The organism is Streptomyces sp. NBC_00647, from assembly GCF_045207245.1.
Taxonomy (GTDB): domain Bacteria; phylum Actinomycetota; class Actinomycetes; order Streptomycetales; family Streptomycetaceae; genus Streptomyces.
Window position 1 is genome coordinate 8,001,421 of the sequence record NZ_CP109040.1, and the last position, 23,756, is coordinate 8,025,176.

Below are 23,756 nucleotides of genomic sequence, written 5' to 3' on the forward strand. Positions count from 1 at the left end.
GTGAGTCGACCCCGCATTCTGATCGTCGGCGCCGGCTTCGCCGGGTACCGGACGGCCCGCGTCCTGTCGCGGCTGGTCCGGCACAAGGCCGACATCACTCTGCTGAACCCGACCGACTACTTCCTGTATGTGCCGCTGCTGCCCCAGGTCGCCGTGGGTGTCCTGGAGCCACGCCGCGTCACCGTCTCGCTCTCCGGCACGCTGCCCCACGTACGCCTCGTGCTCGGCGAGGCGCAGCCCGAGGGGATCGACCTCGACGCGCGCACCGTGCGCTACGCCGGCCCGGAGGGCGACAGCGGCACACTCACGTACGACCGTCTCGTCCTCGCCGTCGGCAGCGTCAACAAACTGTTGCCCGTACCCGGTGTCGCCGAGCACGCGCACGGTTTCCGAGGGCTGCCCGAAGCGCTGTATCTGCGGGACCACGTGACCCGGCAGATCGAGCTCGGCGCCGCGTCGGACGATCCGAAGAGCCGCGCCGCGCGCCGCACTTTCGTGGTCGTCGGAGCCGGGTACACCGGGACCGAAGTCGCCGCCCAGGGAAAGCTGTTCACCGACGCGCTGGTGCGCAAGCAGTCGCTGCGCGAGGGAGCGCCACCGCGCTGGATGCTGCTCGACGTCGCCCCGCGCGTGCTGCCCGAGCTGGACGAGCGACTCTCGCGCACCGCCGATCGCGTACTGCGGCAGCGCGGTGTCGACGTCCGCACCGGGACGTCGGTCGAAGAGGCCACCCCTGATGGCGTGCGGCTCAGCGACGGGGAGTTCGTCGAGACCCGGACGCTGGTGTGGTGCGTGGGAGTGCGGCCCGATCCGCTGGTCGAGGGACTCGGGCGGCCCCTCGAGAGGGGGCGGCTACTAGTCGATCCGCATCTCCAGGTGCCGAGCCATACGGAGGTGTTCGCCTGCGGGGACGCGGCGGCGGTGCCGGATCTGGAGAAGCCCGGCCATTACACGCCGATGACGGCGCAGCACGCCTGGCGCCAGGGGAGGATCGCCGGCCGGAACGTCGCCGCCTCGCTCGGCATCGGTGAACGGCGCGCCTACCGCCACCGCGACCTGGGCTTCACCGTCGATCTCGGGGGAGTCAAGGCCGCGGCAAATCCCCTGGGCGTCCCGTTGGCGGGGCCGGCGGCCGCAGCAATCACCCGCGGCTACCACCTGGCCGCCATGCCCGCCAACCGTGTCCGTGTCGCGGCCGACTGGCTTCTGGACGCCGTACTGCCGCGCCAGGCCGTGCAGTTGGGCCTGGTCCGCTCGTGGTCGGTGCCGCTCGACACGGCCTCGCCCGAGTTGGCGAGGGTGGCCGGAGCGCCTGCGGCACCCGGAGCGCCTGCCGTACCCGGAGCTTCTGCGGCACCCGGAGCGCTTGGAGTGCCTGGAGCATCCGCGGTTCCCGGCGCTTCGGACGCGGGGGAGGCACGGGACGCAGGAGACACAGAAGACGCAGGGGGCACCGGGGACGCATCGGGCGGAGGCCGTGGGCGTCCGAGGCGTCCAGGAGCCGCGACCCGTTCGGAAGGAGCATCATGAACACCCGTCAACTCATCGATCTGGCTCAGCAATTGCGCGTCGACAGCGTGCGGGCCGCCGACGCCGCCGGCTCCGGACATCCGACGTCGTCGATGTCCGCGGCCGACCTGATGGCGGTCCTGCTGGCCAAGCATCTGCGCTACGACTTCGAACGCCCCCAGCACCCCGGCAACGACCGCCTCATCCTCTCCAAGGGGCATGCCTCGCCCCTGCTCTACTCCGCGTACAAGGCGGCCGGCGCCGTGAGCGAGGCCGAGCTGCTCAGCTTCCGCAAGGCGGGCAGCCGGCTCGAAGGGCATCCGACACCCCGCCGGCTGCCCTGGGTCGAGACCGCCACCGGATCGCTCGGCCAGGGACTGCCAGTCGGTGTCGGCGTCGCGCTGGCGGGCAAGCGGCTCGACCGCACCGGATACCGGATCTGGGTGCTGTGCGGTGACAGCGAACTCGCCGAGGGCTCCGTGTGGGAGGCCGCCGAGCACGCCGGGTACGAGCACCTCGACAACCTCGCCGTGATCGTCGACGTCAATCGCCTGGGACAGCGCGGGCCGACCCGGCACGGGCACGACCTGGACGCGTACGCGCGCCGGTTCCGGGCGTTCGGCTGGCACACGGTCGAGATCGACGGCCACGACGTGGACGCGATCGACCGCGCCTTCGGCGAGGCGGAGACCACCGGCGGACAGCCCACCGCGATCCTCGCCCGCACCCTGAAGGGCAAGGGCGTGGCATCGGTCCAGGACCGCGAGGGGCTGCACGGCAAACCGCTGCCCGACGCCGCTCAGGCGATCGCCGAGCTCGGCGGTGTGCGCGACCACCATGTGGAGGTCCATCAGCCCCCCGCCGCACGAGTGTTGCACGCCGTGCGGTCCGGACACCTCGACCTGCCGCGGTACGAGACCGGCGACGAGATCGCCACCCGGGACGCCTACGGGCAGGCCCTCGCCGCGCTCGGCGACGCCCGCGGCGACATCGTCGCCCTGGACGGTGAGGTCAGCGATTCGACGCGCGCCGAGTTCTTCGCCAAGGCACACCCCGACCGCTTCTTCGAGTGCTACATCGCCGAGCAGCAACTGGTCGCCGCCGCCGTCGGCATGGCCGCTCGGGGCTGGGTGCCGTACGCCTCGACGTTCGCGGCCTTCCTCACCCGCGCCCACGACTTCGTCCGGATGGCCTCCATCAGCGGCTCCGGCATCAACCTCGTCGGCTCGCACGCGGGCGTCTCCATCGGCCAGGACGGGCCCTCGCAGATGGGTCTGGAGGACCTGGCGATGTTCCGGGCCACGTACGGCTCGACCGTGCTGTACCCGTGCGACGCCCACCAGACCGCGAAACTCGTCGCCACCATGGCGGACCTGGAGGGCATCCGCTATCTGCGCACCTCGCGCGGTGACAGCCCCGTCATCTACAGCGCCACCGAGGAGTTCCCCGTCGGCGGCAGCAAGGTGCTCCGCGCCTCCGCCGAGGACCGGCTGACGCTCGTCGCCGCGGGCGTCACCGTCCATGAGGCGCTGGCCGCCGCCGAGGCACTCGACCGCGAGGGCATCCAGGCCCGCGTGATCGACCTCTACTCCGTGAAGCCCGTGGACCGCGCGACCCTGCGCGAGGCCGCCGAGGAGACCGGCTGCCTGGTCACCGTCGAGGACCACCGCGAGGAGGGCGGTCTCGGGGACGCTGTGCTCGACGCCTTCACGGACGGCCGCCCCGTGCCCCGCCTGGTGCGCCTCGCCGTCCGTACGATGCCGGGCTCCGCGAGCCCGGCCGAGCAGCTGCACGCCGCGGGCATCGACGCCGAGTCGATCGCGGCGGCGGCACGGCTGCTGGTGGAGACGGCCGTGGTGCGCTGACCGGAGACCGGAGGGCACCATGGTCAGTGAGCGGACGGTGCCGGCCGGCTCTCGTATCCCGCCCATGGGGGTGCGGGCCGGCGTTCACGCCTTGCCGCCGACGGTCCGGGCCGGTCGTCGCCCCTCGCCGACGATGGCGGGGGCCGGCTCTCGCGTCCGGCCGACGGCGGTGCGGGCCGCTCGCCGCTCCCCGGTGGACCGGCGGGCGGCGGCCCCGCCGCTTCGACAGGCGCCCGACATGCCCGGCTTGCCCAGCAGGAACGGGAGTTGCGTGACCGGCTCGTGGGGCCGGAGCCGCGTGGACCCGCGGGAGGAGACCTCATGACCACTCTGCGCTACGTCTACGCGATCTGCCGCCCCTTCCCGGCGGCGCTGTCGGCCGAACTGGCCGGGGTCGCGGGCGTCCCGCCCAAGCTGCTGCGCCACGGCGACCTGATCGCCGTGGTCGGCTCGGTCCCGGAGCGGGAATTCGCCGCGGAGCCGCTGCGCCGCCGGCTGGAGGACGTGGAGTGGCTGGAGGCGACGGCCCGCGCCCACCAGGGCGTCGTCGACTCGCTCACCGCCGTCACCAGCCCGCTGCCGCTCCGGCTCGCCACCGTGCTCCGGGACGACAGCGGTGTACGCGTGATGATGGAGGAACGCGAGGAGGAGTTCCTGCGGACCCTCGACCGGCTCGACGGGCGGGTGGAATGGGGCGTGAAGGTGTACGCCAAGACCGCCGGGCCTTCCGGTGGGACACGGGAACGCACGGATGAATTCACACACCGGTTGCACGGCACCCTTTCCCGGTGCGCCGACGAATCCCTGGTGCGCACCCCGCCGAATCCGGCCTCTCCTCACGCGACGGACACCCATGTGTTCGATGCCGCCTATCTGGTGCCGCGCGCGGCATCGGAGGAATTCGTGGAGCGGGTGAACGCGAGTGTGCGCGAGGAACCGGGGGTGCGCGTGGTGCTCACGGGACCGTGGGCGGCGTACTCCTTCACGGGTTCAACGGGCCTCACGGGTTTCATAGGCCTCACGGACCTCGCGAGGAAGGCGCCCTGACCGGCCCTCCACCCTGATCCCTGCCGTCGCCGAGGAAAGCCCCACCACCTGTGCCGGCGGCCGCTGCCCTGGAGCCGGAAGCACTCGTGCCACGCACCAGGAATCCGAGCGGCCACAGGACGTGAACCCCGTTGCGCTCGGGTGTCCGGTCACCGTGGAGTCAGGCTTCCTTCCGGCAGAGAATCTCTCCGTGCAGCACGGAGAACCAGGCGTCCGCCTGCCGCCCCCACTGCCGCCAGGCGTCCGACACCGCCCTCAGTTGATCCGTGGTCGCGTGCCCCCCTTCGGTGGCGCGCTCCGCGTAGGACGAGGCCACCGTGCGGTCCGCCCACAGGCCGCTCCACCACTCCCGCTCGCTCTCGGTGGCGAAGGTCCAGGTGCTCGACGTCGCCGCGATGTCCCGGATGCCGGCGGCCAGTGCCCACGACTTGAGACGCCGGCCCGCGTCGGGCTCGCCCCCGTTGGCTCGGGCGACCCTCAGGTAGAGGTCCAGCCAGTCGTCCATGCCCGGTACCGCCGGGTACCAGGTCATGGCCGAGTAGTCCGACTCGCGGACCGCGATGAAGCCGCCGGGCTTCGTGACCCGGTGCATCTCGCGCAGCGCCTGCACCGGATCGCCCACGTGCTGGAGCACCTGGTGGGCGTGGACCACGCAGAACGTGTCGTCCGGATACTCCAGCGCGTGGATGTCGGCGACCGCGAAGTCGACGTTGCGCAGGCCGCGTTCGGCCGCCACCCGGCGGGCCCGGTCCAGGATGCCGGGCGCGTGGTCGACGCCGGTGACCTGGCCGTCCGGCACCCGTTCCGCCAGGTCGGCGGTGATGGTGCCGGGGCCGCAGCCGATGTCGAGGATCTTCATGTGCGGCTTCAGCGAGTCGAGCAGGTAGGCCGCCGAGTTGGCGGCGGTGCGCCAGGTGTGTGAGCGCAGCACCGACTCGTGGTGGCCGTGCGTGTAGACGGCGGTCTCCTGCGGCTTCGACATGACCGTTCCCCTTCTCGTCGTACGGGGCCTCGCTCGGGCGTCTGCCGACTCCGCGAGGCGATGGCATCACCGTACGCGGGCATGTCGAATAATGAGACCCATATCTTGCCATGTGGACAGTCCCGGGTGGGGTGTTGCGCGAGCCGAGGCACGCCGATGAGGTCACGGAACCGGCTCGTGGCCCGAGTGCGCGCGGGAACGGCGTGCGTGCGCGGGACCGGCCTCAGTGCGCGGGAAGCGGCCGGTAGACGGTCAGCGCCTCGGGGCTCTTGCGCAGCGTCACCTCACCGCTGACCTCGGTGACTTCACCGTCGTAGGCGAGAAGCGTGCCCGGCGCGACACTGTCGATGTGCAGATGCCCCACCCGCACGGCCGCGTGGGCGGGAGAGCGCGTCAGCGGGCCCGCGAAGGCCGCGGCCAGCAGACGCATCGCGGGATGGCGGCCGCCGTGCACGACCCGTACGTCCAGCCGTCCGTCCGCGAGGTCGAAGCGGCGGGCGGGCGCCAGGCCCATCCGGTGGTAGGTGCCGTTGCCGGCGAACAGCAGCCACAACGGGTGCGTGCGGCCGCCGAGTTCTGCCCGCAGTGGGTGATGGTCCGCGCGCAGCACGCGCAGGGCGCCGAGCACACCGGCGGGCCAGCTGCCGATCACCCTGGACCAGTTCTCCCGCTCACGCACGAGCTCCGGATAGATGCCCAGGCTGCAGGTGTTGAGGAAGATGCCCTCCTGGTCGCCGGACGTGAACCGGCCCACGTCCACCTGGACCGCCTCGCCCTCCTGGAGCGCGCGGACCAGATCGCGTTCGCCCTCGACCCCGAGGTCGTGGGCGAAGTGGTTGAGGGTGCCGCCCGGCAGGACGGCGAGGGGGACGCCGTGGCGCAGCGCGACCTCGGCCGCGGTGTTCACCGTGCCGTCGCCGCCGCACACGCCCAGCACCCGGGCGCGGCTCGCCGCCTTCTCCAGCTCCTCCCGTATGCCGGAGGGTTCGCACTCCACGACCTCCGCGCGCGGCAGCGCGGAGGCCAGCGCGCCGACCCGCTCCGCGCTGCCCGAGCCCGTGTTGGCCACGACGACCAGGCCCTCGCCCTCGGGCAGCGCGGGCGCGTCCACGCGCGGCCGGCCGGCCGGAGTCACCTGGTCCCGGGTGGGCACCAGTCCCCGCACGGCGTAGGCGGCGCCGACGCCGAGGGCCGCCCCGGCCAGGACGTCGCTCGGGAAGTGGACGCCGGTGTAGACGCGGGACAGTGCGACCGCCGCGGCGAGCGGTGCTACGGCGGCGCCCCAGCCGCGGGACTCCAGTGCCACACCCGTCGCGAAGGCGGCGGCGGAGGCGGCGTGGCCCGACGGGAACGACGTGGTGATCGGCTGCCGCTTCAGCTGCCGGATGGCGGGCACCGGGTCCAGTCCGGGGCGGGTCCGGCGCACCGAGCGCTTGCCGAGTGTGTTGATGGTGGCGGAGGCGAGGGCGAGCGAGGCGACGCCCCGGGCGGCGGCCCGGCGGGCCCGCGGAGTGCGGCTCGCCGCGACGGCGGCGGCGGTGGCGAACCACAGGACACCGTGGTTCGCGCTGCGGCTCAGCCGTGGCAGCACCGGGTCGCCGCCCGGCCAGTGCCGCGCCGCGACCGCCTCGAAGACCCGGCAGTCCAGTGCCAGGAGGCGGTCCCGAAGGGCATGGCGGCCCGGTACGAGGGCGGTGAGGTCGACGTCTGGGGTCGGGGTCATGCGGCTCCGTCTACCCCGGATCCGCCGGTTCCTCGCCCCCGTGCCGGGCCCTGGTCGGATACGCGTTTGCCCCTCACCGCCGCTCCCCGGAGAATGCCTGCCCATGGGACATCTCGAAGCCGCACACCTTGAGTACTACCTTCCCGACGGGAGGGCGCTGCTCGGCGATGTGTCGTTTCGGGTGGGGGAAGGGGCCGTCGTGGCCCTGGTGGGGCCCAACGGCGCCGGGAAGACGACGCTGCTGCGGCTGATCTCGGGGGAGCTCAAGCCCCACGGAGGAACCGTCAACGTGGGCGGCGGGCTCGGCGTGATGCGGCAGTTCGTGGGGTCCGTGCGCGACGAGACGACCGTGCGGGAGCTGCTCGTCTCCGTGGCCCCGCCCCGGATCCGCGAGGCGGCGAAGGCCGTGGACGCCGCCGAGCACGCCATGATGACCGTGGACGACGAGGCGTCACAGCTCCGCTACGCGCAGGCGCTGTCCGACTGGGCCGAGGTCCGTGGATACGAGGCCGAGACCCTCTGGGACATGTGCACGACGGCCGCCCTCGGCGTCCCCTACGAGAAGGCGCAATGGCGGCTGGTCCGGACCCTGTCCGGGGGTGAGCAGAAGCGCCTGGTCCTGGAGGCGCTGCTGCGCGGCACCGACGAGGTGCTGCTCCTCGACGAGCCGGACAACTACCTCGACGTGCCCGGCAAGCGCTGGCTGGAGGAGCGGCTCAAGGAGACCCGCAAGACCGTCCTGTTCGTCTCCCACGACCGCGAACTCCTCGCCCGCGCCGCCCAGAAGATCGTCAGCGTCGAGCCCGGCCCGGCCGGCGCGGACGCCTGGGTGCACGGCGCCGGTTTCGCGACGTATCACGAGGCCAGGCGGGAGCGGTTCGCGCGCTTCGAGGAGCTGCGCAGGCGCTGGGACGAGAAGCACGCGCAGCTCAAGAAGCTGGTGCTGAACCTCCGTCAGGCGGCCGCCGTCAGCCATGAGATGGCGTCCCGTTACGCGGCGGCGCAGACCCGGCTGCGCAAGTTCGAGGAGGCCGGACCGCCTCCGGAGCCGCCGCGCGAGCAGGACATCAAGATGAGGCTGCACGGCGGGCGGACCGGGGTGAGGGCCGTGACCTGCAAGGGACTCGAGCTCACCGGTCTGATGAAACCGTTCGACCTGGAGGTCTTCTACGGCGAGCGCGTCGCCGTCCTCGGCTCCAACGGCTCGGGGAAGTCGCACTTCCTGCGGCTGCTCGCGGGCGGCGACGTCGCGCACACCGGCGAGTGGAAGCTCGGCGCCCGCGTGGTGGCCGGCCACTTCGCGCAGACGCACGCCCACCCGGAGCTGGAGGGCCGCACGCTCCTGGACATCCTGTGGACCGAGCACTCACAGGACCGCGGAGCGGCGATGTCCCGGCTGCGCCGCTACGAGCTGACCGCCCAGGCCGAGCAGCGCTTCGAGAAGCTGTCGGGCGGCCAGCAGGCGCGTTTCCAGATCCTGCTCCTGGAGCTGGAGGGCTCCACGGCCCTGCTGCTCGACGAGCCGACCGACAACCTCGACCTGGAGTCCGCCGAGGCACTTCAGGAGGGCCTCGAGGCGTACGAGGGGACGGTCCTGTCGGTCACCCACGACCGCTGGTTCGCCCGCTCCTTCGACCGCTACCTGGTCTTCGGCTCGGACGGCCGCGTCCGGGAGACGCAGGAGCCGGTGTGGGACGAGCGCCGGGTGGAGCGGGCCCGGTAGGCCGCGCGGAACCATGGCCCGTGCCAGCGAGTCCTGGCGCGGCGCCGGGAACGCAGCGCACGGGAGTCCGGGTGCGGCGCCGGGAGCGCCGGCCTCGGCCGGAGGCCGCTGGGCGGTGCCGGAGGCCGGGTCCGTCCTGGTGAGGCCGGGCCCGCCCGTTTCGTCGAGGCAGGGCCCGCCCGTCCCGGGCCCTCCCCGGGCCTTCCCCGTACCCCGGGCGTCCCGGGGAGGCCCGGCACCCCGGATGTTCGTAGAGTGGTGGGAGAAGGTCTCGATCCATGGCTCCCACGGACGCCGCTCGGGGCAGGGCTTGCCCGGGCGGGTGCCCGGACCGCACCGAGGGCCACGACGAGCGGGGTAGCACCATGACCGGAGTGGACCCGGGCCGGCTGGACGACCAGCAGCTGATGAAAGAGCTGGAGGCCATCCACCGCACCCGTCACGACACGCTGCTGCACGGTTCGAACGACGCGCTGCACACCCACAACGTGCGCATGGCCCAGCTGGAGGGCGAGTATCTGCGCCGTCACCCGCGCCGGCCCGTCTCGGCGGGCCGTACCCGCGACGGGGCCCGGGACCGCGGACCCGCGGGGGTGCCGCCGGCATGACCGCCCCGCATCCGACCGAGCCGAATCCGATCCTGACCCGGCAGGCGGAGGCCCTGGACCTCTTCGGCCGCCGCGTCCACGCCGTCCGCGACGACCAGTGGGACGCCCCCACACCGTGCACCGCCTGGAGCGTGCGCGACCTGGTCGGTCATCTCGTCTCCGAGCAGGCGTGGGTGCCCGCGCTGGTCCGGGACGGCGGCACCGTCGACTCGGTCGGCGGCGCGCTGGCGGGCGACCTGCTCGGCCCCGACCCGGCCGCCGCCTGGGACGCCGTGGCCGACGCCTCACGCGCCGTGTTCGGGGAGCCGGGCGCGCTCGACCGCACGGTCCATCTCTCGTTCGGCGACATGCAGGCGGCCGACTACTGCGCGCAGCTGGTCACCGACCTCGCCGTCCACACCTGGGACCTGTCGCGTGCCATCGGCGCCGACGAACAACTCCCCGCCGACCTGCTGACCTTCGCGGTCCGCGAGGTCACCCCGCACGCGGCGGAGCTGGAGAAGAGCGGGCTCTTCGCGCCCCCGGAGGAACCGCCGCCCGGCGCCGACGTCCAGACGAAACTGCTCTGCCTGGTCGGGCGGCGCCCCTGAGGGCCGCCGCCCGGATCGGCGCGCCGAGCCCCCTCCTGCCGGCCGTCCGCGGACGCGGGGCGCGCGGCCGACCGCGCACCTTCCGTGAGCGGGCCGTCATCCTCGATGACGGCCCGCGCCGGTGACGTCACCGGTGCCTCCGGTCCTGCTGCGCGCGCACGCCCCGGTGCCCCCGGTGCCCCGGTGCCTCTAGGGACTCCCTGCTCCCACGACCGCTGCCGCCAGTTCGTGCGCCGTGCCGTAGCGCGCCGTGCTCGGCAGCCGCTCCAGGGACGCGGTCAGGACGTCGGGGGCGTTCTTCTCGCGCAGGACACCGATCAGCTCACGAGGTCCCGCGGGGAACGAGGTACGGCCCAGGAACCGCGCCAGTTCCAGGCGCAGCGTCGCCAAGGAGCTCTGAGGTCCGTCCGGCACCACCGGGCCTCCCGCGATCACCGGATCGTCGTCGGCGGCCGGCTCCGGGTCCTGCCACTCCTCGGCCCGGGTGGGGTGCCCTGACCTGAGGAAATCGCGCAGTTCGTGCTTCATCTCCTCGTCCCGGTGAACACTCAACCGGTCACTGCCTCGCTGCATGAATTCCCTCCAGAGGTTCGAGGTGGTGATCGCGTACCCGACGGCCCGGGCCCGACACGTCCGCTCGCCGGCCGGGTGGAGCCGGGTCGCGCAGAGCGCGGCTCGGGAGGGGCCGATCCCGGCCCCGGGAGGAAGGAGCGGCCCGGCTTCAGGGAGAATCGCGTGGTGTTTGTCCCGCATGGCGCGGGGCAGACGCAGTTGCAGTGCTTCGGACAGGAGGCACGTCCGTGGGAGCGGCTCTCGCGCCACGGGTGTACCCGTCCGGCGCTCGGGTGCGCTCCCACGATGACTGTCCATCACAAGGCACCATCAAGGGAGTTGCGACGCACCATGCGAACTCAAGCGAGCGCGACGCACCATCCGCACGACGACGCCCCCGACACCGCGGAGGCATTCCGCAGGCTCGCCACGCTCCCCCCGGGCCAGCAGCGCGACGCGCTCCGTGAGGAGATCGTCGAGTCCTGGCTGCCGATGGCCGAACGGCTCGCGGGGCGGTTCCGCAACCGCGGCGAGAGCCCTGAGGATCTTCGTCAGGTCGCGGCGCTCGGTCTGGTCAAGGCCGTCGACCGCTACGACCCGGAGCTCGGCAACGCCTTCGAGAGCTACGCGGTACCGACGATCACCGGCGAGATCAAGCGCCACTTCCGCGACCACATGTGGACCCTGCACGTGCCGCGCCGGGTCCAGGACCTGCGCAACCGGGTCCGGTTCGCGAGCCAGGACCTCTCGCAGACCATCCCGGGCCGCCGGCCCACCGTCGCCGAGATCGCCGAGCACGCCCGGATGAGCGAGGAGGACGTCCTCACGGGCCTCGAGGCCCTGGAGAGCTTCACCGCGCTCTCCCTGGACGCCGAACTGCCGGGCAGCGACGACGGATACTCCCTCAGCGACGCCCTCGGTTCGTCCGATCCGGCGCTCGACACCGTCATCGACCGCGAGGCCGTCAAACCCCGGCTCCAGGCACTGCCCGAGCGGGAACGCGCCATTCTCTACATGCGGTTCTTCAGTGACATGACCCAGAGCCGGATCGCCGACGAGCTGGGCATCTCCCAGATGCACGTCTCCCGCCTCATCAGCCGCTGCTGCACCCGCCTGCGCGACCAGATCATGCGCGACGCGGCCTGAGGGACGGCCGATCGGCCCGACCGGGTGGCCGCCCGGACGCCCGCCGGGTCAGTCCGACCACGCGAGCCGCAGGGCGATGTGACGGGACATCAAGTCCATCGCCTGCGCCTCGGCCATCGAGAAGGAGAGCCGGCCGCCGCTCCTGAACAGCGTCACCACCCCGCGTACGGAACCGGACGCGCCGGGCAGTGGCACACACAGCAAGGACGTCACGTCGGCGCGGACGAGGACCGGGGCGCCCGAGGCGTCGTGCCCGAAGGCGTCCGGGTCGTCCGGACGTACCTGTAGGGCCGTGGACCCGCCGCGTACCGCCTCGGCGACGAGGGGGCACGCGGCGGGATCCTGCGCGGCCACGGCCGCCACCTCCTCGCCGCATCCGGGCGGGCCGAGCACGGCCGTACGGGACAGTCGCCCGGGTCCGGCCCCGGCGTCGGCCACCACCCAGTCCGCGAACCGCCCGTGCAGCACCCCTGCCACCCGGTCCAGCACCGCTGAACGGTCCCCGTCCGGACGGCCGAGCAGCGCCGTGGTCATGGCGTCCACCAGGTCCATCAGCTCCGCGTGCCGGGTGGTCGCGGAGAGACTCGGCACCGCCCGCCCCGGTGCACCTCGCCCCGGGTTCACCGAGTTCCCCGAGTGCCCCGGGGCATCCGACGGGCTTCCCTCGTCCACCGGCTGGAGCACCACCAGTACGGCGGTCCGTGGCTCCCCGCTGGGCCGCAGCGCGGTGAGCGTCGCCCGCACGGGCACCGACGGCTCCTGCTGGAGACGCACGGTGAGCCCGCGGTCGCCCTCGCCGCGGGCCACCGCCGCCGCCTGCGAGCGGAACGCGGCCCGGTCGGCGTGCGCCAGGAACCCGGTCAGCGGCCGGCCGGTGGCGTAACCGGCCCGGAGACCGGTGAACGAGGTCGCCGCGAAGTTCATCCGGCGCACCACGGTCTCGCGGTCCACCAGCACGACCGGCACCGGCACCCGCTGGAAGAGCGCCTTCAGGAGCTGCTGCTCCTGCCGGTCCACGGAGCCGATCCCGGAGGGACCGGCCGCGGACATCCGCTGGAACGCGGGCCACAACTGCTCGGCCACATGGTCCAGTTCGAAGATCGCCGCCTCGAGGACCGTCGGCAGTTGCCGGGCGGGCACGGAACGCGCCGCCTTCAACTCCGAGACGCGGCGCACGAAATCCGCGAGTTCTTCACCGAATTCGTCCGTCAGCGCCATGCGATGAACGTAACCCGGCCGAGGTGTGCCGGGGGTGGCGGGGGTGCAACCCGCAGGGCTTGCTCCGACGCAGGTGGGGGCACTTCGTTCCGGCCCGGGCGAGAGCGCTCGTTTTCGGTGCAGATGGGTGGGAAGGCGAGGAGAGAGGAGGAGTGAGCCATGCCGGAAACCGATCGACTGGGCCATCTGGGAACGGAGTCACCCGAGTCGGCCCTCCCCGGGAGAAGGCTCTCGGAACTCGCCGAACAGGCCACGCGCTGCGTCACCGACTGCTGCGGCGCGAGCAGCATGGTGTCCCAGGGCGGCACCGAACGGCCCGCCGCGGTGACCCACCCCGACCTCGCCGGACTCGTCTCGGTGCAACTGCGCTCCGGCGATGGGCCGATCCCGGCCGCTCTGGAACGCGGGGAACCCGTCGACTCGGCGGACCTGCTGGCCGAGAAGCGCTGGCCCGGCTACCGGGCCATGGCCCTCGACGCGGGCGTGCGCTCCAGCGTGACCATTCCCTTTCGCCGCGCCGGGCTGACCGTCACGCTCAGCCTCTACAGCTTCCGGCCCGGCGCCCTCGAAGGGGCCTCGCACGGAGCCGCCCGCGCGCTCGGCGACCATGCGGCGACCTGCCTGGTCCGCGACCGCTCCTACCGCGCCGCGCTGACCGAACTCGACCAGCTGGGCGCCGCGCTGCGCTCCCGGCCCGTCATCGACCAGGCGTGCGGCATGGTGATGCACGCCCTGGGGTGCGACGCGGACCGGGCCTTCGCGGTCCTGCGCCGGATCTCACAGGGCACCAACCGCAAGCTGTCCGACGTCGCCGCCGGCGTCGTGGACAAGCGGGGACACGGACTGGAGCGGGAGTTGGTCGCGCCGACCGAATGAGGGGAGCGGGCGAGGGAGGGAAGAGGCGCCGCCGCATCCAGGGGCCGGCGGCGGCAGCTGTCGTAGGTGCCCTGCGACGGTAGTCGTCGTGCCTGGTGAGCGGTGGTTGTCGCACGGGCCGGGCGGTGGTTGTCGTACGGGCTGAGCGGTGGTTGCCGTACGGGCTGAGCGGTGGTTGCCGTACGGGCTGAGCGGTGGTTGCCGTACGGGCTGAGCGGTCGTTGTCGTACGGGCTGGGCGGTGGGCGGCGTCCCGGGGGAGGTGCCGGATGCCGTGCACGGGGAGCGGGCGCCGCCCCGCAGCGATGTCACCCGCTCGGACCCGTCTGTCCCGCGAATGGTGCCCGGCCGTTCGCGCCCGGCGGGACGGCGGGCTCTGATGGGCCCGAGGGACGCGACGGCCGTGGCTCTCGGACCGCAGCCCGCCGAAGGAGCCCCGCTCATGCGCCGTACCGCCCGTGTCCTGTACGCCACCGCCCTGGCCGGCGCAGCCTTGGGCGCCGCCGCGTCGGCAGCGTCGGCGGATCCGGCCGCGGAGGTCAGCCCGGGCTCCGTCGAACCCGGCGGCACTCTCACCATCACGGTCACCTGTGACGCGATCGGGGGAACCCCGCCCGACTTCATCGACGCCAGTTCCCAGGGCTTCGAGAACGGCAAGGTCCAACTGCATCGCGTCGAGGGCACCGACACGAGCGCCGCGGGCGCCGCCGCCTATCGCGGCACGGCCCGCATCCCGTCGGGCGTTTCAGGCGAAGCTCCCGACACGGCCGGCGACTCCGCGGGGACGGGGTCCGACGCGGGGCAAGGTTTTGACGGCACGGGCCCCGGCACGGCGGCTTCCTCCGACGCCAAGAATCCAGGCACCGTGCGCGGGGGAGCGGCGAGCCCGGCCCCCGGGAGCCCGGACACGGCGGCGCCCGACGCCGAGGCACCGGCTCCCTCGGCCGGAGACCCGGTGGTTCCCGATCCGGTGGTCCCCGACCCGACGGCCCCCGATGCCGTGGGGCCGGAGACGGTGGGCCCGGATGCCGTGGGCCCGGATGCCGTGGGTCCGGATGAGGTGGGTCCGGATGAGGTGGGGCCCGACACGGTGGGCCCGGACACGGTGGGCCCCGACACGGTGGGCCCCGACACGGTGGGGCCGGAGACGGTGGACCCGGAGTCGGTCGGTCCCGGCACGGTGGGCCCGGACAAACTCACCCCGGATGCCGGGGGCGGGTCGCGATGGGACGTGGAGGGCGTCTGTCCCGCGCCGCCGGGCGGTCACGGGAAACAGTGGACCGCCTCGTACTCCGTGGCCCGGGGCGCCATGGCGACGCACGGCACCGACAGCGGGCCCGGCACCGACGCCGGTGCCGGTGAGCATCCTCCCGCCGTCCAGCGCGGTGTGGAGGCCGGTGAGGGCGGTGTCTTCACCGACTCCGTGCCGGCTCTGGTCGCCGGCGGTGTACTGATCGCCGGCGCCGTGGGCGCGGCCGTCCTCCGGCTCCGCCAACGGCACGGGTAGAGCGGCGGGGCGACACCGTGACGATGCGGACGAGGGCGCGACGGATGACGACGTGACGGGCACGATCCCCGGAGCACCTTCCGGAGCACCTTCCGGAGCACCTTCCGGAGCAGCTTCCGGAGCGCTCACGAGAGCACTCGTGGGACGGTATGCCTCTGGGCACTGAGAGGGCGACGGCGCGGGAGAGTCAGCCGCGCGAGGTGAGTTGTACGAGGGGACGGAAGCACCCGGAACCGTACGGACAGGCAGGCTCCGGAACAGGGCACGGCAGTACGCACGGTGCGGAGGCAGGTATGCGGCGGACGGCCCACGAAGGCCACGGACCGGTCCGGTACGGGCCGCCGCTGCCCGAACCGGGCCTGCCCGTCCAGCCGGAACTCCGCTCCGTACTGGCCGCCGCGGCGGATCGCTCGGACGCCGAGCTCTTCGGCGGCGGAACCGCGCTCCTCGACGCCGCCCGCGGCTACTGGACCCGCCGCGGACTGTCCGCCGCGGCCGACCGGGTGGTGGCCGCCCCCGGGGCCCCCGCGCTGCTGCTGGCCCTGACCGGAGCGCTCGGCGGCGACGTCCTGGTGCCCCGTCCGTGCGCCGCGTGGTGGGCGCCTCAGGCCCGCCTGCTGGGCAGATCCGTGTTCCATGTGGCGACCCCCGCGGAGTGCGGCGGCGTCCCCGATCCGTACGCCCTTCTGGAGACCGTCCGCAGAGTCCGGGCGGAGGGCGGCGACCCGCGTCTGCTCCTGCTGTCCGTGGCCGACGACCCCACCGCCACCGTCGCACCGCCCGAGGTGGTGCACGAGACCGTGGAGGCCGCGGCGGGCGAGGGCCTGCACATCGTCAGCGACGAGACCTGGCGCGACACCGTGCACCGGCCGCACGACACCGTGCTGCTCAGCCCCGCCGAGATGCTCCCCGACGACGTCACCGTGATCACGGACCTCGCGGGCCCCTTCCTGCCGCAGGGCTGGCCGGCCGCCGTCGCCCGCTTCCCCGGCAACGAGTCGGGTGCCCTGCTGCGCTCCCGTGTCCTCGATGTGCTCACCGTGCTCGGCGCGCGCGTCGCCGAACCGGTCGCCGCGGCTGCCGCGTACGCGCTCGGCGAGCCCGCCGGGATCACCGGACGGCTCACCGCCGCCGTACGCCTGCACGCGCGCGTGGCCGAAGCCGCCCACCGCGCGGTGACCGGTTCCGGTGCCGTCGCGCGGCCCCCGCAGGTCGGCAGACACCTGTACGTCGACCTCGGCCCGCTCCGCACCGCCCTCGGCGCGCACGGCGTCGGCGACGCACAGGACCTGGAGGACTTCCTCTCCGCCCGGCTCGGCATGCCCGCGCCGGGCGGACACCGGTTCGGCGACGACCTCGCCGCGCTCCGCGTCCGCCTCGGCACCGGGCCGCTGCTCGGCTCCACGGACGAGGAGCGGGAGGAATCCCTCGCCTCCCCGACGCCGCTGGAACTGCCGCATGTACACAGTGCGTTGACCCGATTGGGGTCGGCCTTCGACGATCTCCGCGACGACGCTCAGCGATGGGAGTCTCCTCGATGACGCAGCAGTCCGAGTCGACCACGAGCAGGACGGCACAGGACACCGACGATCCCGCGCCGCCGCCCGCCCCTGCACAGGGGCACCCCGCCGTCCTTCCTCCTCCGCTCGCCGAGCCCCGCCCGCTCGGCGAGCGGCGTAACTGGCCCCGGTCCTTCGTGGACCGGCTGACGGCGCCGCTGCCGGGGCTGCGGGCCTTCGCGCGGTTCGCCCGCGAGGGTGCCCTGCGGCCCGGCGTCGAGGGGCTCGCCGACATCCCGCTGCTGCCCTTCGAGCCGGCGCCGCTGCCCCGCGTGGACGCCCGCGCCGTCGCCGTCTCCTGGGCGGGGCACGCGAGTTGGGTGGTCCGGATCGGCGGGCTCACCGTCCTCACCGACCCGGTCTGGTCCCGCAGGATCATCGGGACCCCGGCCCGGATCACCCCGGTCGGCGTGGCCTGGAGCACGCTGCCGCGTGTCGACGCGGTCGTCATCAGCCACAACCACTACGACCATCTGGACGCGCCGACCCTGCGCCGACTCCCGCGCGACACACCGCTGTTCGTGCCCGCGGGACTCGGACGCTGGTTCAGGCGGCGCCGGTTCACCCGCGTCACCGAGCTGGACTGGTGGGAGGCGGCCGAACTGGACGGCGTCCGCTTCGACTTCGTCCCCGCACACCACTGGTCCAAGCGCAGCCTCACCGACACCTGCCGCACCCTGTGGGGCGGCTGGGTCCTGACGGCGCCCGAGGGGCAGCGCGTGTACTTCGCGGGCGACACCGGATACGGCCACTGGTTCTCCCGCATCGGGCAGCGCCACCCGGGGATCGACCTCGCCCTCCTGCCGATCGGCGCGTACGACCCCCGGTGGTGGCTGAGCGATGTGCACTGCGACCCGGAAGAGGCGGTGCAGGCGACCGTCGACCTGAACGCGCGGCGGATGGCGCCGATGCACTGGGGCACGTTCGTGCTCTCGGCGGAACCGGTCCTCGAGCCCCTGCGGCGGGTGCGGGCCGCCTGGGAGCGGGCGGGCCTGGCACGGGAGGATCTGTGGGATCTGGCGGTGGGGGGTTCGCGGGTACTGGAGTGACCCCGTCTCCTCGCGGCGTGGGCATCCCGTCTCTTCGCGGAGCGGTCGCCGCGTCCCTTCGTGGAGCGGTCGCCGCGTCCCTTCGTGGAGCGGTCGCACGTCGTGGAGCGGTCGTCCCGTCCCCTTGAAGGGGAGTCGTCGCGCCCTTGAGCCGGGGCGAGGCGACCGCGTCCCTACGAGGGTGTCGTCCGGCGGAGCCTGCGCCACACGCTCGGCGCCGCGCTGATCGCGAGGGTCAGCGCCACCGCCGCCACCACGCCCTCCCACGCCTCACTGAAGAGGGAGCCGCCGAGGATGCCGATGACCTGGTAGGTGGCCGCCCACGCGAGACATGCCGGAGCGTCCCCGCGGGCGAAGGTGCGCAGCGGCATCTTCGCCATCAGACAGGCCAGCATCACCGGGATGCGGCCCGCCGGCACGAGACGGGACAGGACGAGGACGGCGACGCCGTGGTCGGCGAGCTTCTCCTGGGCCCGGACGAGCCGGTCCTCGGGGGCGCGCACCCGGATCGCCTCCAGCCAGCGCGATCCGTTCTTCGAGCCCATGCCGCGCCGGCCGAGCCAGTAGAGCGACATGTCGCCGATGAACGCCGCCACCGAGGACACCAGGAACACCATCAGCAGACCGAGGGGCGCCGCCTGGTGGAAGGCCACCACCGCCGCCGAACTCACCAGTGCGCCCGTCGGCACCACCGGTACGAGCGCGCCGATCAGCACCAGCAGGAACAGGGACGGATACCCGATCGCCTGCTGGGTGGACTCCGGCGGCACGGTCGTGGCCGTGGCGGACAGGAACAACGCCGGGGCGGTGCCCTTGGCCGACAGGAGAGAGGGAGCCACCGCTCCCGTGGCGGGCCAGGCCATCACCGAGCGGCCTCCGGACGCACGCTCTCGCCGTGCTCCAGCAGGTGCACCGTCACCCGGGGAGCACGCTCGGCGGCCAGGCGCACGAACTCCGCACCCGGCGCATGGAATTCATGGGGGCGCACGGCATCCATCCCGATGGGCCAGAACGTGCCGTAGTGCACCGGCACAGCGCTGCGCGGCAGCAACGCGGCCAGCGCCTCGGCGGCACGGCCCGCGTCGAGATGGCCCTCCCCGAGATACGGCCCCCAGCCGCCCACCGGCAGCAGGGCCACGTCGACCGCACCGACCTCCTCGGCCATCGACGCGAACAGCCCCGTGTCCCCGGCGAAGTACGTCCGCGCCTCGCCTTCCACCACGTATCCCACGGCGGGGGAGCGGTGCGGTCCGACCGGCAGCCGCCGCCCGTCGTGGCGTGCCGACACCGTGCGTACGACCAGGTCACCGACCTGGGTGCGATCGCCGGGCACGACCTCGGTGAGCCGCAGATGGTCCAGCCGCCGCAGCCCGGGAACCGAGCGCGCGGCGCCCCGCGGCACGAGCAGCTGGGTCCCCGGGGCCAGCCGCGCCAGCGACGGCAGGTGCAGATGGTCGGCGTGCAGATGGGAGACGAGCGCCACGTCGGCGACCGCCGCCGGGGGAGGGGGCGGCGCCCCGCGCCTGCGCCGCAGATGCGCGAGCCGGCGCGCGAAGAGCGGATCGGTGAGCACGCGTGTCCCGGAGTCCTCCAGCGTGCAGGTGGCGTGCCCCCACCAGGTGATCTCCACCGGCACCTCTTTGCCTCCTTCGCGCGACTCCCCCCGAGCCTACGGGCAGGAGTAGGGTCGGCGGCGAAACCCGGAGGTGAGGGGGACGCCATGGGAGACGCACGCGCTGCCTCCGGCACGCACGCCCTCAAGCGCTCGCACGAGCGGAGCGGCCAGGCGTCGCGCCCCCCGTCGCTCCGCGTCACGGCGATCGCGAGCCTGACCCCCCTGGAGGAACTCGACGAGGACCCCTTCCTCGTCGACTCCCGCAGCCAGCACGCGATGTGTGCCCGCTGGGCCGCCGAGCGCGGCTATGTCGTCACCCGGGAACTCCTCGTACGCGGTCTGCGCCCGGACCACCGCAGCCTGTGGGCGGACGTCGAGGCCGGCCTCGTGGACCTGTTCGTCGCACCCAGCCGCCGGGTGCTGGAACGCGCCCTCGCCTCGGTCGAGGAGTTCACCGCGGAGTGCGTGCGCCGCGGGGTGCGCGTCGAGACGGTGGGCAGTGCCGAACCGTCGTACGACGCCCAGATGAAGGCCCGGGTCCACCGTCGGCTGTCGATGCCGACGGCCGGATACGACGGCCGTTGACCTCTCGCCCCGCGGACTCCTCGAGGGGTTCCCGGCGGACTTCCCTGGGACTTCCGGGGACATCCTGGCCTGTCCGGCCGTTGTGACAGGGTGGGAGCAGGCCGCGCGGACCGGGCGGGCCGGGACGTGAGGTGGACTGGGCGTGGACGGAGGACGTTGGCGACGGGTCGCCAGCGCGGTGGGCCGGAGCATCACGGTGTGGGCCGCGTCCACCGTCACGATGCTCGTCCTCGCCGGTGCGCTGCCCGATTTCCAGCTGCAGTCGGACAGCGGGGACAGCGCGACGCGGATCGCGGTCACCGCGGCGGCCGGCGCGGGCGTCTTCGGCCTCCTGTCGTCGCTGGTGTGGCCCCTGCTCGTCCGGGCGCTGCTGCTGGTCCCCGCTTTCGTGCTCGCCCTCCTCGTCTTCTTCCTCAACGGCTCGCTGCTGCTCCTCGCCCTGCGGCTCAGCCCCTCCGGGCACGGCGAGGCCGCCCCCGAGACCGCCGTGGTCGTGGCCGCGGTGATGTCCGCCGTCGCCTCGGCCACCGGCGGTGCTCTCGCGGTACGGGACGACGACGCGTACCGGCGCCGGCTCTACCGGCTCGCCGACCGGCGCCGCAGGCGCGCCGACGGGCGGCCCGGCCCCTCGACCCCCGGTGCCGTCTTCCTCCAGCTCGACGGCGTCGGGCACGACGTGCTGCGGGAGGCCATCGGCAAGGGGCTGATGCCGACCGCGGCCCGATGGCTGGACGGCACCCGTCCCACCCACCGGCTCATCGCGTGGCGCACGGACTGGTCCAGCCAGACCGGCGCCAGCCAGCTGGGCATCCTGCACGGCAGCAACCACGACGTCCCGGCCTTCCGGTGGTACGAGAAGGACACCCAGGAGGTCATGGTCTGCAACCGGCCGACCAGCGCCGCCGAACTCCAGCGCCGGGCCGTCGGGCACACCGGTGACGGGGGACTGCTCACCGTCGACGGCGCGAGCCGCGGCAACCTCTTCAGCGGCGGCGCCGACGAGCTCGCCCTCGTGCTCTCCGTGGCCGCGAGGAGGGGTCGGGACAACCGCTCGCGGGCCGGCTACTTCGCGTACTTCTCCGATCCCGCCAACGCCGTCCGCACGGCGATGTCGTTCACCGCCGAGGTCTTCAGGGAGATGGGCCAGTCCACCGCGGCCCGCCTCAAGCAGCGACGGCCCCGCGTCAAGCGGGGCGGGCTCTACCCCTTCGTCCGCGCCTTCGCGACCGTCGTCGAGCGGGACGTCGTGGTCGCCGCGGTGATCGGCGACATGCTCGCCGGGCGCAACGCGGTCTACGCGGACCTGGTGGCGTACGACGAAGTGGCCCACCACTCCGGGCCGCGGAGCCGGGACGCCGAGAAGATCCTGGAGCGGCTCGACCGGTCGCTCGCGCTGATCGAGAAGGTCGCCGAGCACGCCCCGCGGCCGTACCGGATCGTCGTGCTCTCCGACCACGGCCAGAGCCCGGGCGAGACCTTCCTGACCCGCTACGGCCTCAGCCTCGGCAATCTGGTCCGGGCCGGCTGCGGCCTGCCCGTGCCCCGCAAGGCACAGCGCACCCACAGCGGTGCCGAGGCGCGGACCGCCGTACGAGCCGCGCTGCGCAGGCCCGTCGAGGAGCGAGAGGAGCGGCGCCGGCCGTCGGGGCGCCGCTCCGAGCCCATCGTCCTGGCCTCCGGCAACCTCGGTCTCGTCTCCTTCCCCGACGTGCCGCACCGGATGAGCCGGGAGGAGATCGACCGCCGCCACCCCGCGCTGCTGTCCACGCTCGCCAACCACCCCGGCGTCGGCTTCCTGCTGGTCCGCAGCGAGGAGCACGGCGGTCTCGTGCTCGGCGCGCACGGCGCCGAGGTGCCGGTGGACCGTCTCGACGACGAACACCCGGGCCCCTTGGCCGACTTCGGCCCCGGCGCCGCCGACGCCGTGCGGCGGACGCACACCTTCCCGCACACGGCCGACATCATGGTCAACTCCTGGTACGACCCGGACGACGGCGAAGTCCTCGCCTTCGAGGAGCAGATCGGCTCGCACGGCGGGCTCGGCGGCGCCCAGGGGCGGCCCTTCCTGCTCTCCCCGGCGACCCTGTCCGCGCCCATCGGCGAGGACACCGAACTCGTCGGCGCGGAGCGGGTGCACGACGTGCTGCGGCGCTGGCTGAGCGAGTGCGACGGCCCCCAGATACCGCTGGGGACCGTCCCGGACGAGCGCGCCGCCTGAGCCGGACCGGGCTCGATCAGCGCACCGCCCGGGCACGGTCGCGCAACGACTCGGCGGGGGAATCGGGGAACTCGGCGTACCCGGAAGGGAGTATGAGGGGTCCGGCGTGCCACCCGGGCGGGCCCCATGGGTCGTTCCAGGCGAAGGCGAAGGCGAAGGCGAAGGCCGCGGCGGTACGGCGGCAGCCGCGTGCGCCGGAAAATGGGCTGCGGTGAACGGACCCGCGAGCCCACACTGTGCGCATCGGACGCCGCGCCCCTGCGCGCCCCCCTCACGAACACGCCCAAGGAGCTCGCCTGTGCAGGCAGCCGTCACCGTCACCCCTGCCCGCATCCCGGAGCTGCTGCTCGGTCTCGCCACCGTGCGGCCGGTCTTCCTCTGGGGCGCTCCCGGCATCGGGAAGTCCTCCCTCGTCCGGGAGTTCGCCGAATCGCTCGGGCTGGAGTGCGTGAGCCTGCTGGGTACGCAGCTGGCGCCGGAGGACCTGATCGGCGTGCCGCAGATCCGCGACGGCCGGTCCGTCTTCTGCCCGCCGGAGGCGATCGCCCGGGACGAGCCGTACTGCCTGTTCCTGGACGAGCTGAACGCGGCGACCCCCGATGTGCAGAAGGCCTTCTACTCGCTGATCCTGGACCGCCGGATCGGCAACTACGAGCTGCCGAAGGGCTCCATCGTGATCGGCGCGGGCAACCGTGCCACGGACAACGCGCTGGCCCGCCCGATCGCCTCCGCGCTGGTCAACCGCCTCACGCACGTCCACCTGGAGGCCTCCCCGAAGGACTGGCTCGCCTGGGCGGCCGCCAACGGCATCCATCCCTGGGTGCTGGACCACCTCACCGACCGCCCCGACCACCTGTGGTCCAAGCCGCCGAAGACGGAGGAGCCGTTCTCCACGCCGCGCTCCTGGCACATGCTCTCCGACGCGCTCGGCTCCTTCGGTCCCGCGGTCGACGAGGACACCCTGAAGGTGATCGCCCACGGCACGCTGACGCCCGCGCACGCGGTCGCCTTCTGCGGGTACGTCAAGATCGTGCGCAGCCGGTTCGGCATCGAGGCCGTCATCAAGGGCGACGCCCGCTGGCCCTCCCGCATGGAGGACCGCGACCTCCTCTACTACCTCGCGGAGTCCTTCCGCGGCCGGCTCCTCAAGGAGCTGCCCGCGAGCAAGGAGCACCTCTCCGCGAACGCCCGCCAGACCGCGTTCCGCGCCAAGTCCCTCCTCGTGCAGCTCGCCGAGATCTCCGTCGAGGTCGCGCAGAGCGTCATCGCGTCCGACGCCGACGGCAACCCCGTCCTGCCCGCGTGGTTCCTGGTGGAGGCGGCCCGGGACATGCCGCGCCTGGTGGAGGCGCGCCGGTGACCGTGCTCATGGGCCTCCCCCCGGA

At 73.5% G+C, this 23,756-nt stretch carries 20 protein-coding genes; 14 read left to right on the plus strand and 6 right to left on the minus strand.

The features are described 5' to 3' along the window. The 3 genes from OG788_RS35175 to OG788_RS35185 all read left to right on the plus strand — a co-directional run bounded on the left by OG788_RS35175 (position 1) and on the right by OG788_RS35185 (position 4,421). Positions 1–1,530, plus strand: a complete 1,530-nt coding sequence (locus tag OG788_RS35175) for an NAD(P)/FAD-dependent oxidoreductase (RefSeq protein WP_406375089.1) — start codon at positions 1–3, stop codon at positions 1,528–1,530. Continuing rightward, complete coding sequence (locus OG788_RS35180; RefSeq protein WP_406375090.1) at positions 1,527–3,374, plus strand: transketolase; 1,848 nt, start codon at positions 1,527–1,529, stop codon at positions 3,372–3,374. Before OG788_RS35175 ends, OG788_RS35180 begins: the two co-directional genes overlap by 4 nt. Positions 3,375–3,695: 321 nt before the next feature. After that, positions 3,696–4,421, plus strand: coding sequence for a GvpL/GvpF family gas vesicle protein (locus tag OG788_RS35185; RefSeq protein ID WP_406375091.1), 726 nt, complete (start codon positions 3,696–3,698; stop codon positions 4,419–4,421). Between the two features lie 160 nt (positions 4,422–4,581). On the opposite strand, the gene OG788_RS35190 is transcribed toward OG788_RS35185, so the two are convergent. After that, complete coding sequence (locus tag OG788_RS35190) at positions 4,582–5,403, minus strand: class I SAM-dependent methyltransferase (RefSeq protein ID WP_406375092.1); 822 nt, start codon at positions 5,401–5,403, stop codon at positions 4,582–4,584. Between the two features lie 223 nt (positions 5,404–5,626). Next, the gene (locus OG788_RS35195; RefSeq protein WP_406375093.1) at positions 5,627–7,126 is read right to left on the minus strand and encodes a bifunctional phosphatase PAP2/diacylglycerol kinase family protein; all 1,500 of its coding nucleotides are present in this window, start codon (positions 7,124–7,126) and stop codon (positions 5,627–5,629) included. Positions 7,127–7,229: 103 nt separating this feature from the next. Between OG788_RS35195 and OG788_RS35200 the strand changes: the two genes are divergently transcribed. The 3 genes from OG788_RS35200 (at position 7,230) to OG788_RS35210 (ending at position 10,047) form a co-directional block, all read left to right on the plus strand. Then, positions 7,230–8,849 carry an ATP-binding cassette domain-containing protein gene (locus OG788_RS35200; RefSeq protein WP_351544284.1) on the plus strand — a complete coding sequence of 540 codons (1,620 nt, stop codon included), beginning with the start codon at positions 7,230–7,232 and terminating at the stop codon, positions 8,847–8,849. A gap of 365 nt (positions 8,850–9,214) precedes the next feature. Beyond that, positions 9,215–9,457, plus strand: a complete 243-nt coding sequence (locus tag OG788_RS35205) for a DUF6158 family protein (protein ID WP_356751057.1) — start codon at positions 9,215–9,217, stop codon at positions 9,455–9,457. Continuing rightward, positions 9,454–10,047, plus strand: coding sequence for a TIGR03086 family metal-binding protein (locus OG788_RS35210; protein WP_351544274.1), 594 nt, complete (start codon positions 9,454–9,456; stop codon positions 10,045–10,047). Before OG788_RS35205 ends, OG788_RS35210 begins: the two co-directional genes overlap by 4 nt. Before the next feature lie 189 nt (positions 10,048–10,236). On the opposite strand, the gene OG788_RS35215 is transcribed toward OG788_RS35210, so the two are convergent. Beyond that, complete coding sequence (locus tag OG788_RS35215) at positions 10,237–10,620, minus strand: DUF2795 domain-containing protein (protein WP_406375094.1); 384 nt, start codon at positions 10,618–10,620, stop codon at positions 10,237–10,239. Between the two features lie 330 nt (positions 10,621–10,950). Between OG788_RS35215 and OG788_RS35220 the strand changes: the two genes are divergently transcribed. After that, complete coding sequence (locus OG788_RS35220) at positions 10,951–11,745, plus strand: RNA polymerase sigma factor SigF (protein ID WP_406375095.1); 795 nt, start codon at positions 10,951–10,953, stop codon at positions 11,743–11,745. A gap of 48 nt (positions 11,746–11,793) precedes the next feature. Here the strand turns inward: OG788_RS35220 and OG788_RS35225 are convergent, their stop codons facing one another. Next, on the minus strand, positions 11,794–12,963 hold the full coding sequence (locus OG788_RS35225) for a PAS domain-containing protein (protein ID WP_406375096.1): 1,170 nt from the start codon (positions 12,961–12,963) through the stop codon (positions 11,794–11,796). A gap of 159 nt (positions 12,964–13,122) precedes the next feature. On the opposite strand from OG788_RS35225, the gene OG788_RS35230 reads away from it, so the two are divergent. The 4 genes from OG788_RS35230 (at position 13,123) to OG788_RS35245 (ending at position 17,953) form a co-directional block, all read left to right on the plus strand. Continuing rightward, positions 13,123–13,839: an ANTAR domain-containing response regulator gene (locus OG788_RS35230; RefSeq protein WP_406375097.1), complete on the plus strand. Its 717-nt coding sequence runs from the start codon at positions 13,123–13,125 to the stop codon at positions 13,837–13,839. A 441-nt stretch (positions 13,840–14,280) separates the two neighbouring features. After that, positions 14,281–15,345: a hypothetical protein gene (locus OG788_RS35235; RefSeq protein WP_406375098.1), complete on the plus strand. Its 1,065-nt coding sequence runs from the start codon at positions 14,281–14,283 to the stop codon at positions 15,343–15,345. 293 nt (positions 15,346–15,638) lie between these two features. Beyond that, complete coding sequence (locus OG788_RS35240; RefSeq protein WP_356751069.1) at positions 15,639–16,886, plus strand: aminotransferase class I/II-fold pyridoxal phosphate-dependent enzyme; 1,248 nt, start codon at positions 15,639–15,641, stop codon at positions 16,884–16,886. Further along, complete coding sequence (locus OG788_RS35245) at positions 16,883–17,953, plus strand: MBL fold metallo-hydrolase (protein WP_406375099.1); 1,071 nt, start codon at positions 16,883–16,885, stop codon at positions 17,951–17,953. Before OG788_RS35240 ends, OG788_RS35245 begins: the two co-directional genes overlap by 4 nt. Positions 17,954–18,126: 173 nt before the next feature. Here the strand turns inward: OG788_RS35245 and OG788_RS35250 are convergent, their stop codons facing one another. Together OG788_RS35250 and OG788_RS35255 are read right to left on the minus strand one after the other, a co-directional pair. Beyond that, positions 18,127–18,792 carry a DedA family protein gene (locus tag OG788_RS35250; protein ID WP_406375100.1) on the minus strand — a complete coding sequence of 222 codons (666 nt, stop codon included), beginning with the start codon at positions 18,790–18,792 and terminating at the stop codon, positions 18,127–18,129. 23 nt (positions 18,793–18,815) lie between these two features. Next, the gene (locus tag OG788_RS35255) at positions 18,816–19,589 is read right to left on the minus strand and encodes an MBL fold metallo-hydrolase (protein WP_406375101.1); all 774 of its coding nucleotides are present in this window, start codon (positions 19,587–19,589) and stop codon (positions 18,816–18,818) included. Positions 19,590–19,673: 84 nt separating this feature from the next. On the opposite strand from OG788_RS35255, the gene OG788_RS35260 reads away from it, so the two are divergent. The 3 genes from OG788_RS35260 (at position 19,674) to OG788_RS35270 (ending at position 23,731) form a co-directional block, all read left to right on the plus strand. Further along, a complete protein-coding gene (locus OG788_RS35260) occupies positions 19,674–20,153 on the plus strand; it encodes a hypothetical protein (RefSeq protein ID WP_351544247.1) in 480 nt (159 codons plus the stop codon). A gap of 142 nt (positions 20,154–20,295) precedes the next feature. Further along, positions 20,296–22,371 carry an alkaline phosphatase family protein gene (locus OG788_RS35265; RefSeq protein ID WP_406375102.1) on the plus strand — a complete coding sequence of 692 codons (2,076 nt, stop codon included), beginning with the start codon at positions 20,296–20,298 and terminating at the stop codon, positions 22,369–22,371. A 298-nt stretch (positions 22,372–22,669) separates the two neighbouring features. Continuing rightward, positions 22,670–23,731: a MoxR family ATPase gene (locus OG788_RS35270; RefSeq protein ID WP_356751080.1), complete on the plus strand. Its 1,062-nt coding sequence runs from the start codon at positions 22,670–22,672 to the stop codon at positions 23,729–23,731. Positions 23,732–23,756 lie beyond the last annotated feature (25 nt).

Bases quoted from the DNA above. Each gene is read 5' to 3' on its own strand.
- OG788_RS35220 (WP_406375095.1), top strand. From the start codon at position 10,951: ATGCGAACTCAAGCGAGCGCGACGCACCATCCGCACGACGACGCCCCC.
- OG788_RS35240 (WP_356751069.1), top strand. From the start codon at position 15,639: ATGCGGCGGACGGCCCACGAAGGCCACGGACCGGTCCGGTACGGGCCG.
- OG788_RS35225 (WP_406375096.1), bottom strand. From the start codon at position 12,963: ATGGCGCTGACGGACGAATTCGGTGAAGAACTCGCGGATTTCGTGCGC.
- OG788_RS35195 (WP_406375093.1), bottom strand. From the start codon at position 7,126: ATGACCCCGACCCCAGACGTCGACCTCACCGCCCTCGTACCGGGCCGC.
- OG788_RS35205 (WP_356751057.1), top strand. From the start codon at position 9,215: ATGACCGGAGTGGACCCGGGCCGGCTGGACGACCAGCAGCTGATGAAA.
- OG788_RS35260 (WP_351544247.1), top strand. From the start codon at position 19,674: ATGGGAGACGCACGCGCTGCCTCCGGCACGCACGCCCTCAAGCGCTCG.
- OG788_RS35210 (WP_351544274.1), top strand. From the start codon at position 9,454: ATGACCGCCCCGCATCCGACCGAGCCGAATCCGATCCTGACCCGGCAG.
- OG788_RS35180 (WP_406375090.1), top strand. From the start codon at position 1,527: ATGAACACCCGTCAACTCATCGATCTGGCTCAGCAATTGCGCGTCGAC.
- OG788_RS35245 (WP_406375099.1), top strand. From the start codon at position 16,883: ATGACGCAGCAGTCCGAGTCGACCACGAGCAGGACGGCACAGGACACC.
- OG788_RS35200 (WP_351544284.1), top strand. From the start codon at position 7,230: ATGGGACATCTCGAAGCCGCACACCTTGAGTACTACCTTCCCGACGGG.
- OG788_RS35230 (WP_406375097.1), top strand. From the start codon at position 13,123: ATGCCGGAAACCGATCGACTGGGCCATCTGGGAACGGAGTCACCCGAG.
- OG788_RS35215 (WP_406375094.1), bottom strand. From the start codon at position 10,620: ATGCAGCGAGGCAGTGACCGGTTGAGTGTTCACCGGGACGAGGAGATG.
- OG788_RS35185 (WP_406375091.1), top strand. From the start codon at position 3,696: ATGACCACTCTGCGCTACGTCTACGCGATCTGCCGCCCCTTCCCGGCG.
- OG788_RS35235 (WP_406375098.1), top strand. From the start codon at position 14,281: ATGCGCCGTACCGCCCGTGTCCTGTACGCCACCGCCCTGGCCGGCGCA.
- OG788_RS35190 (WP_406375092.1), bottom strand. From the start codon at position 5,403: ATGTCGAAGCCGCAGGAGACCGCCGTCTACACGCACGGCCACCACGAG.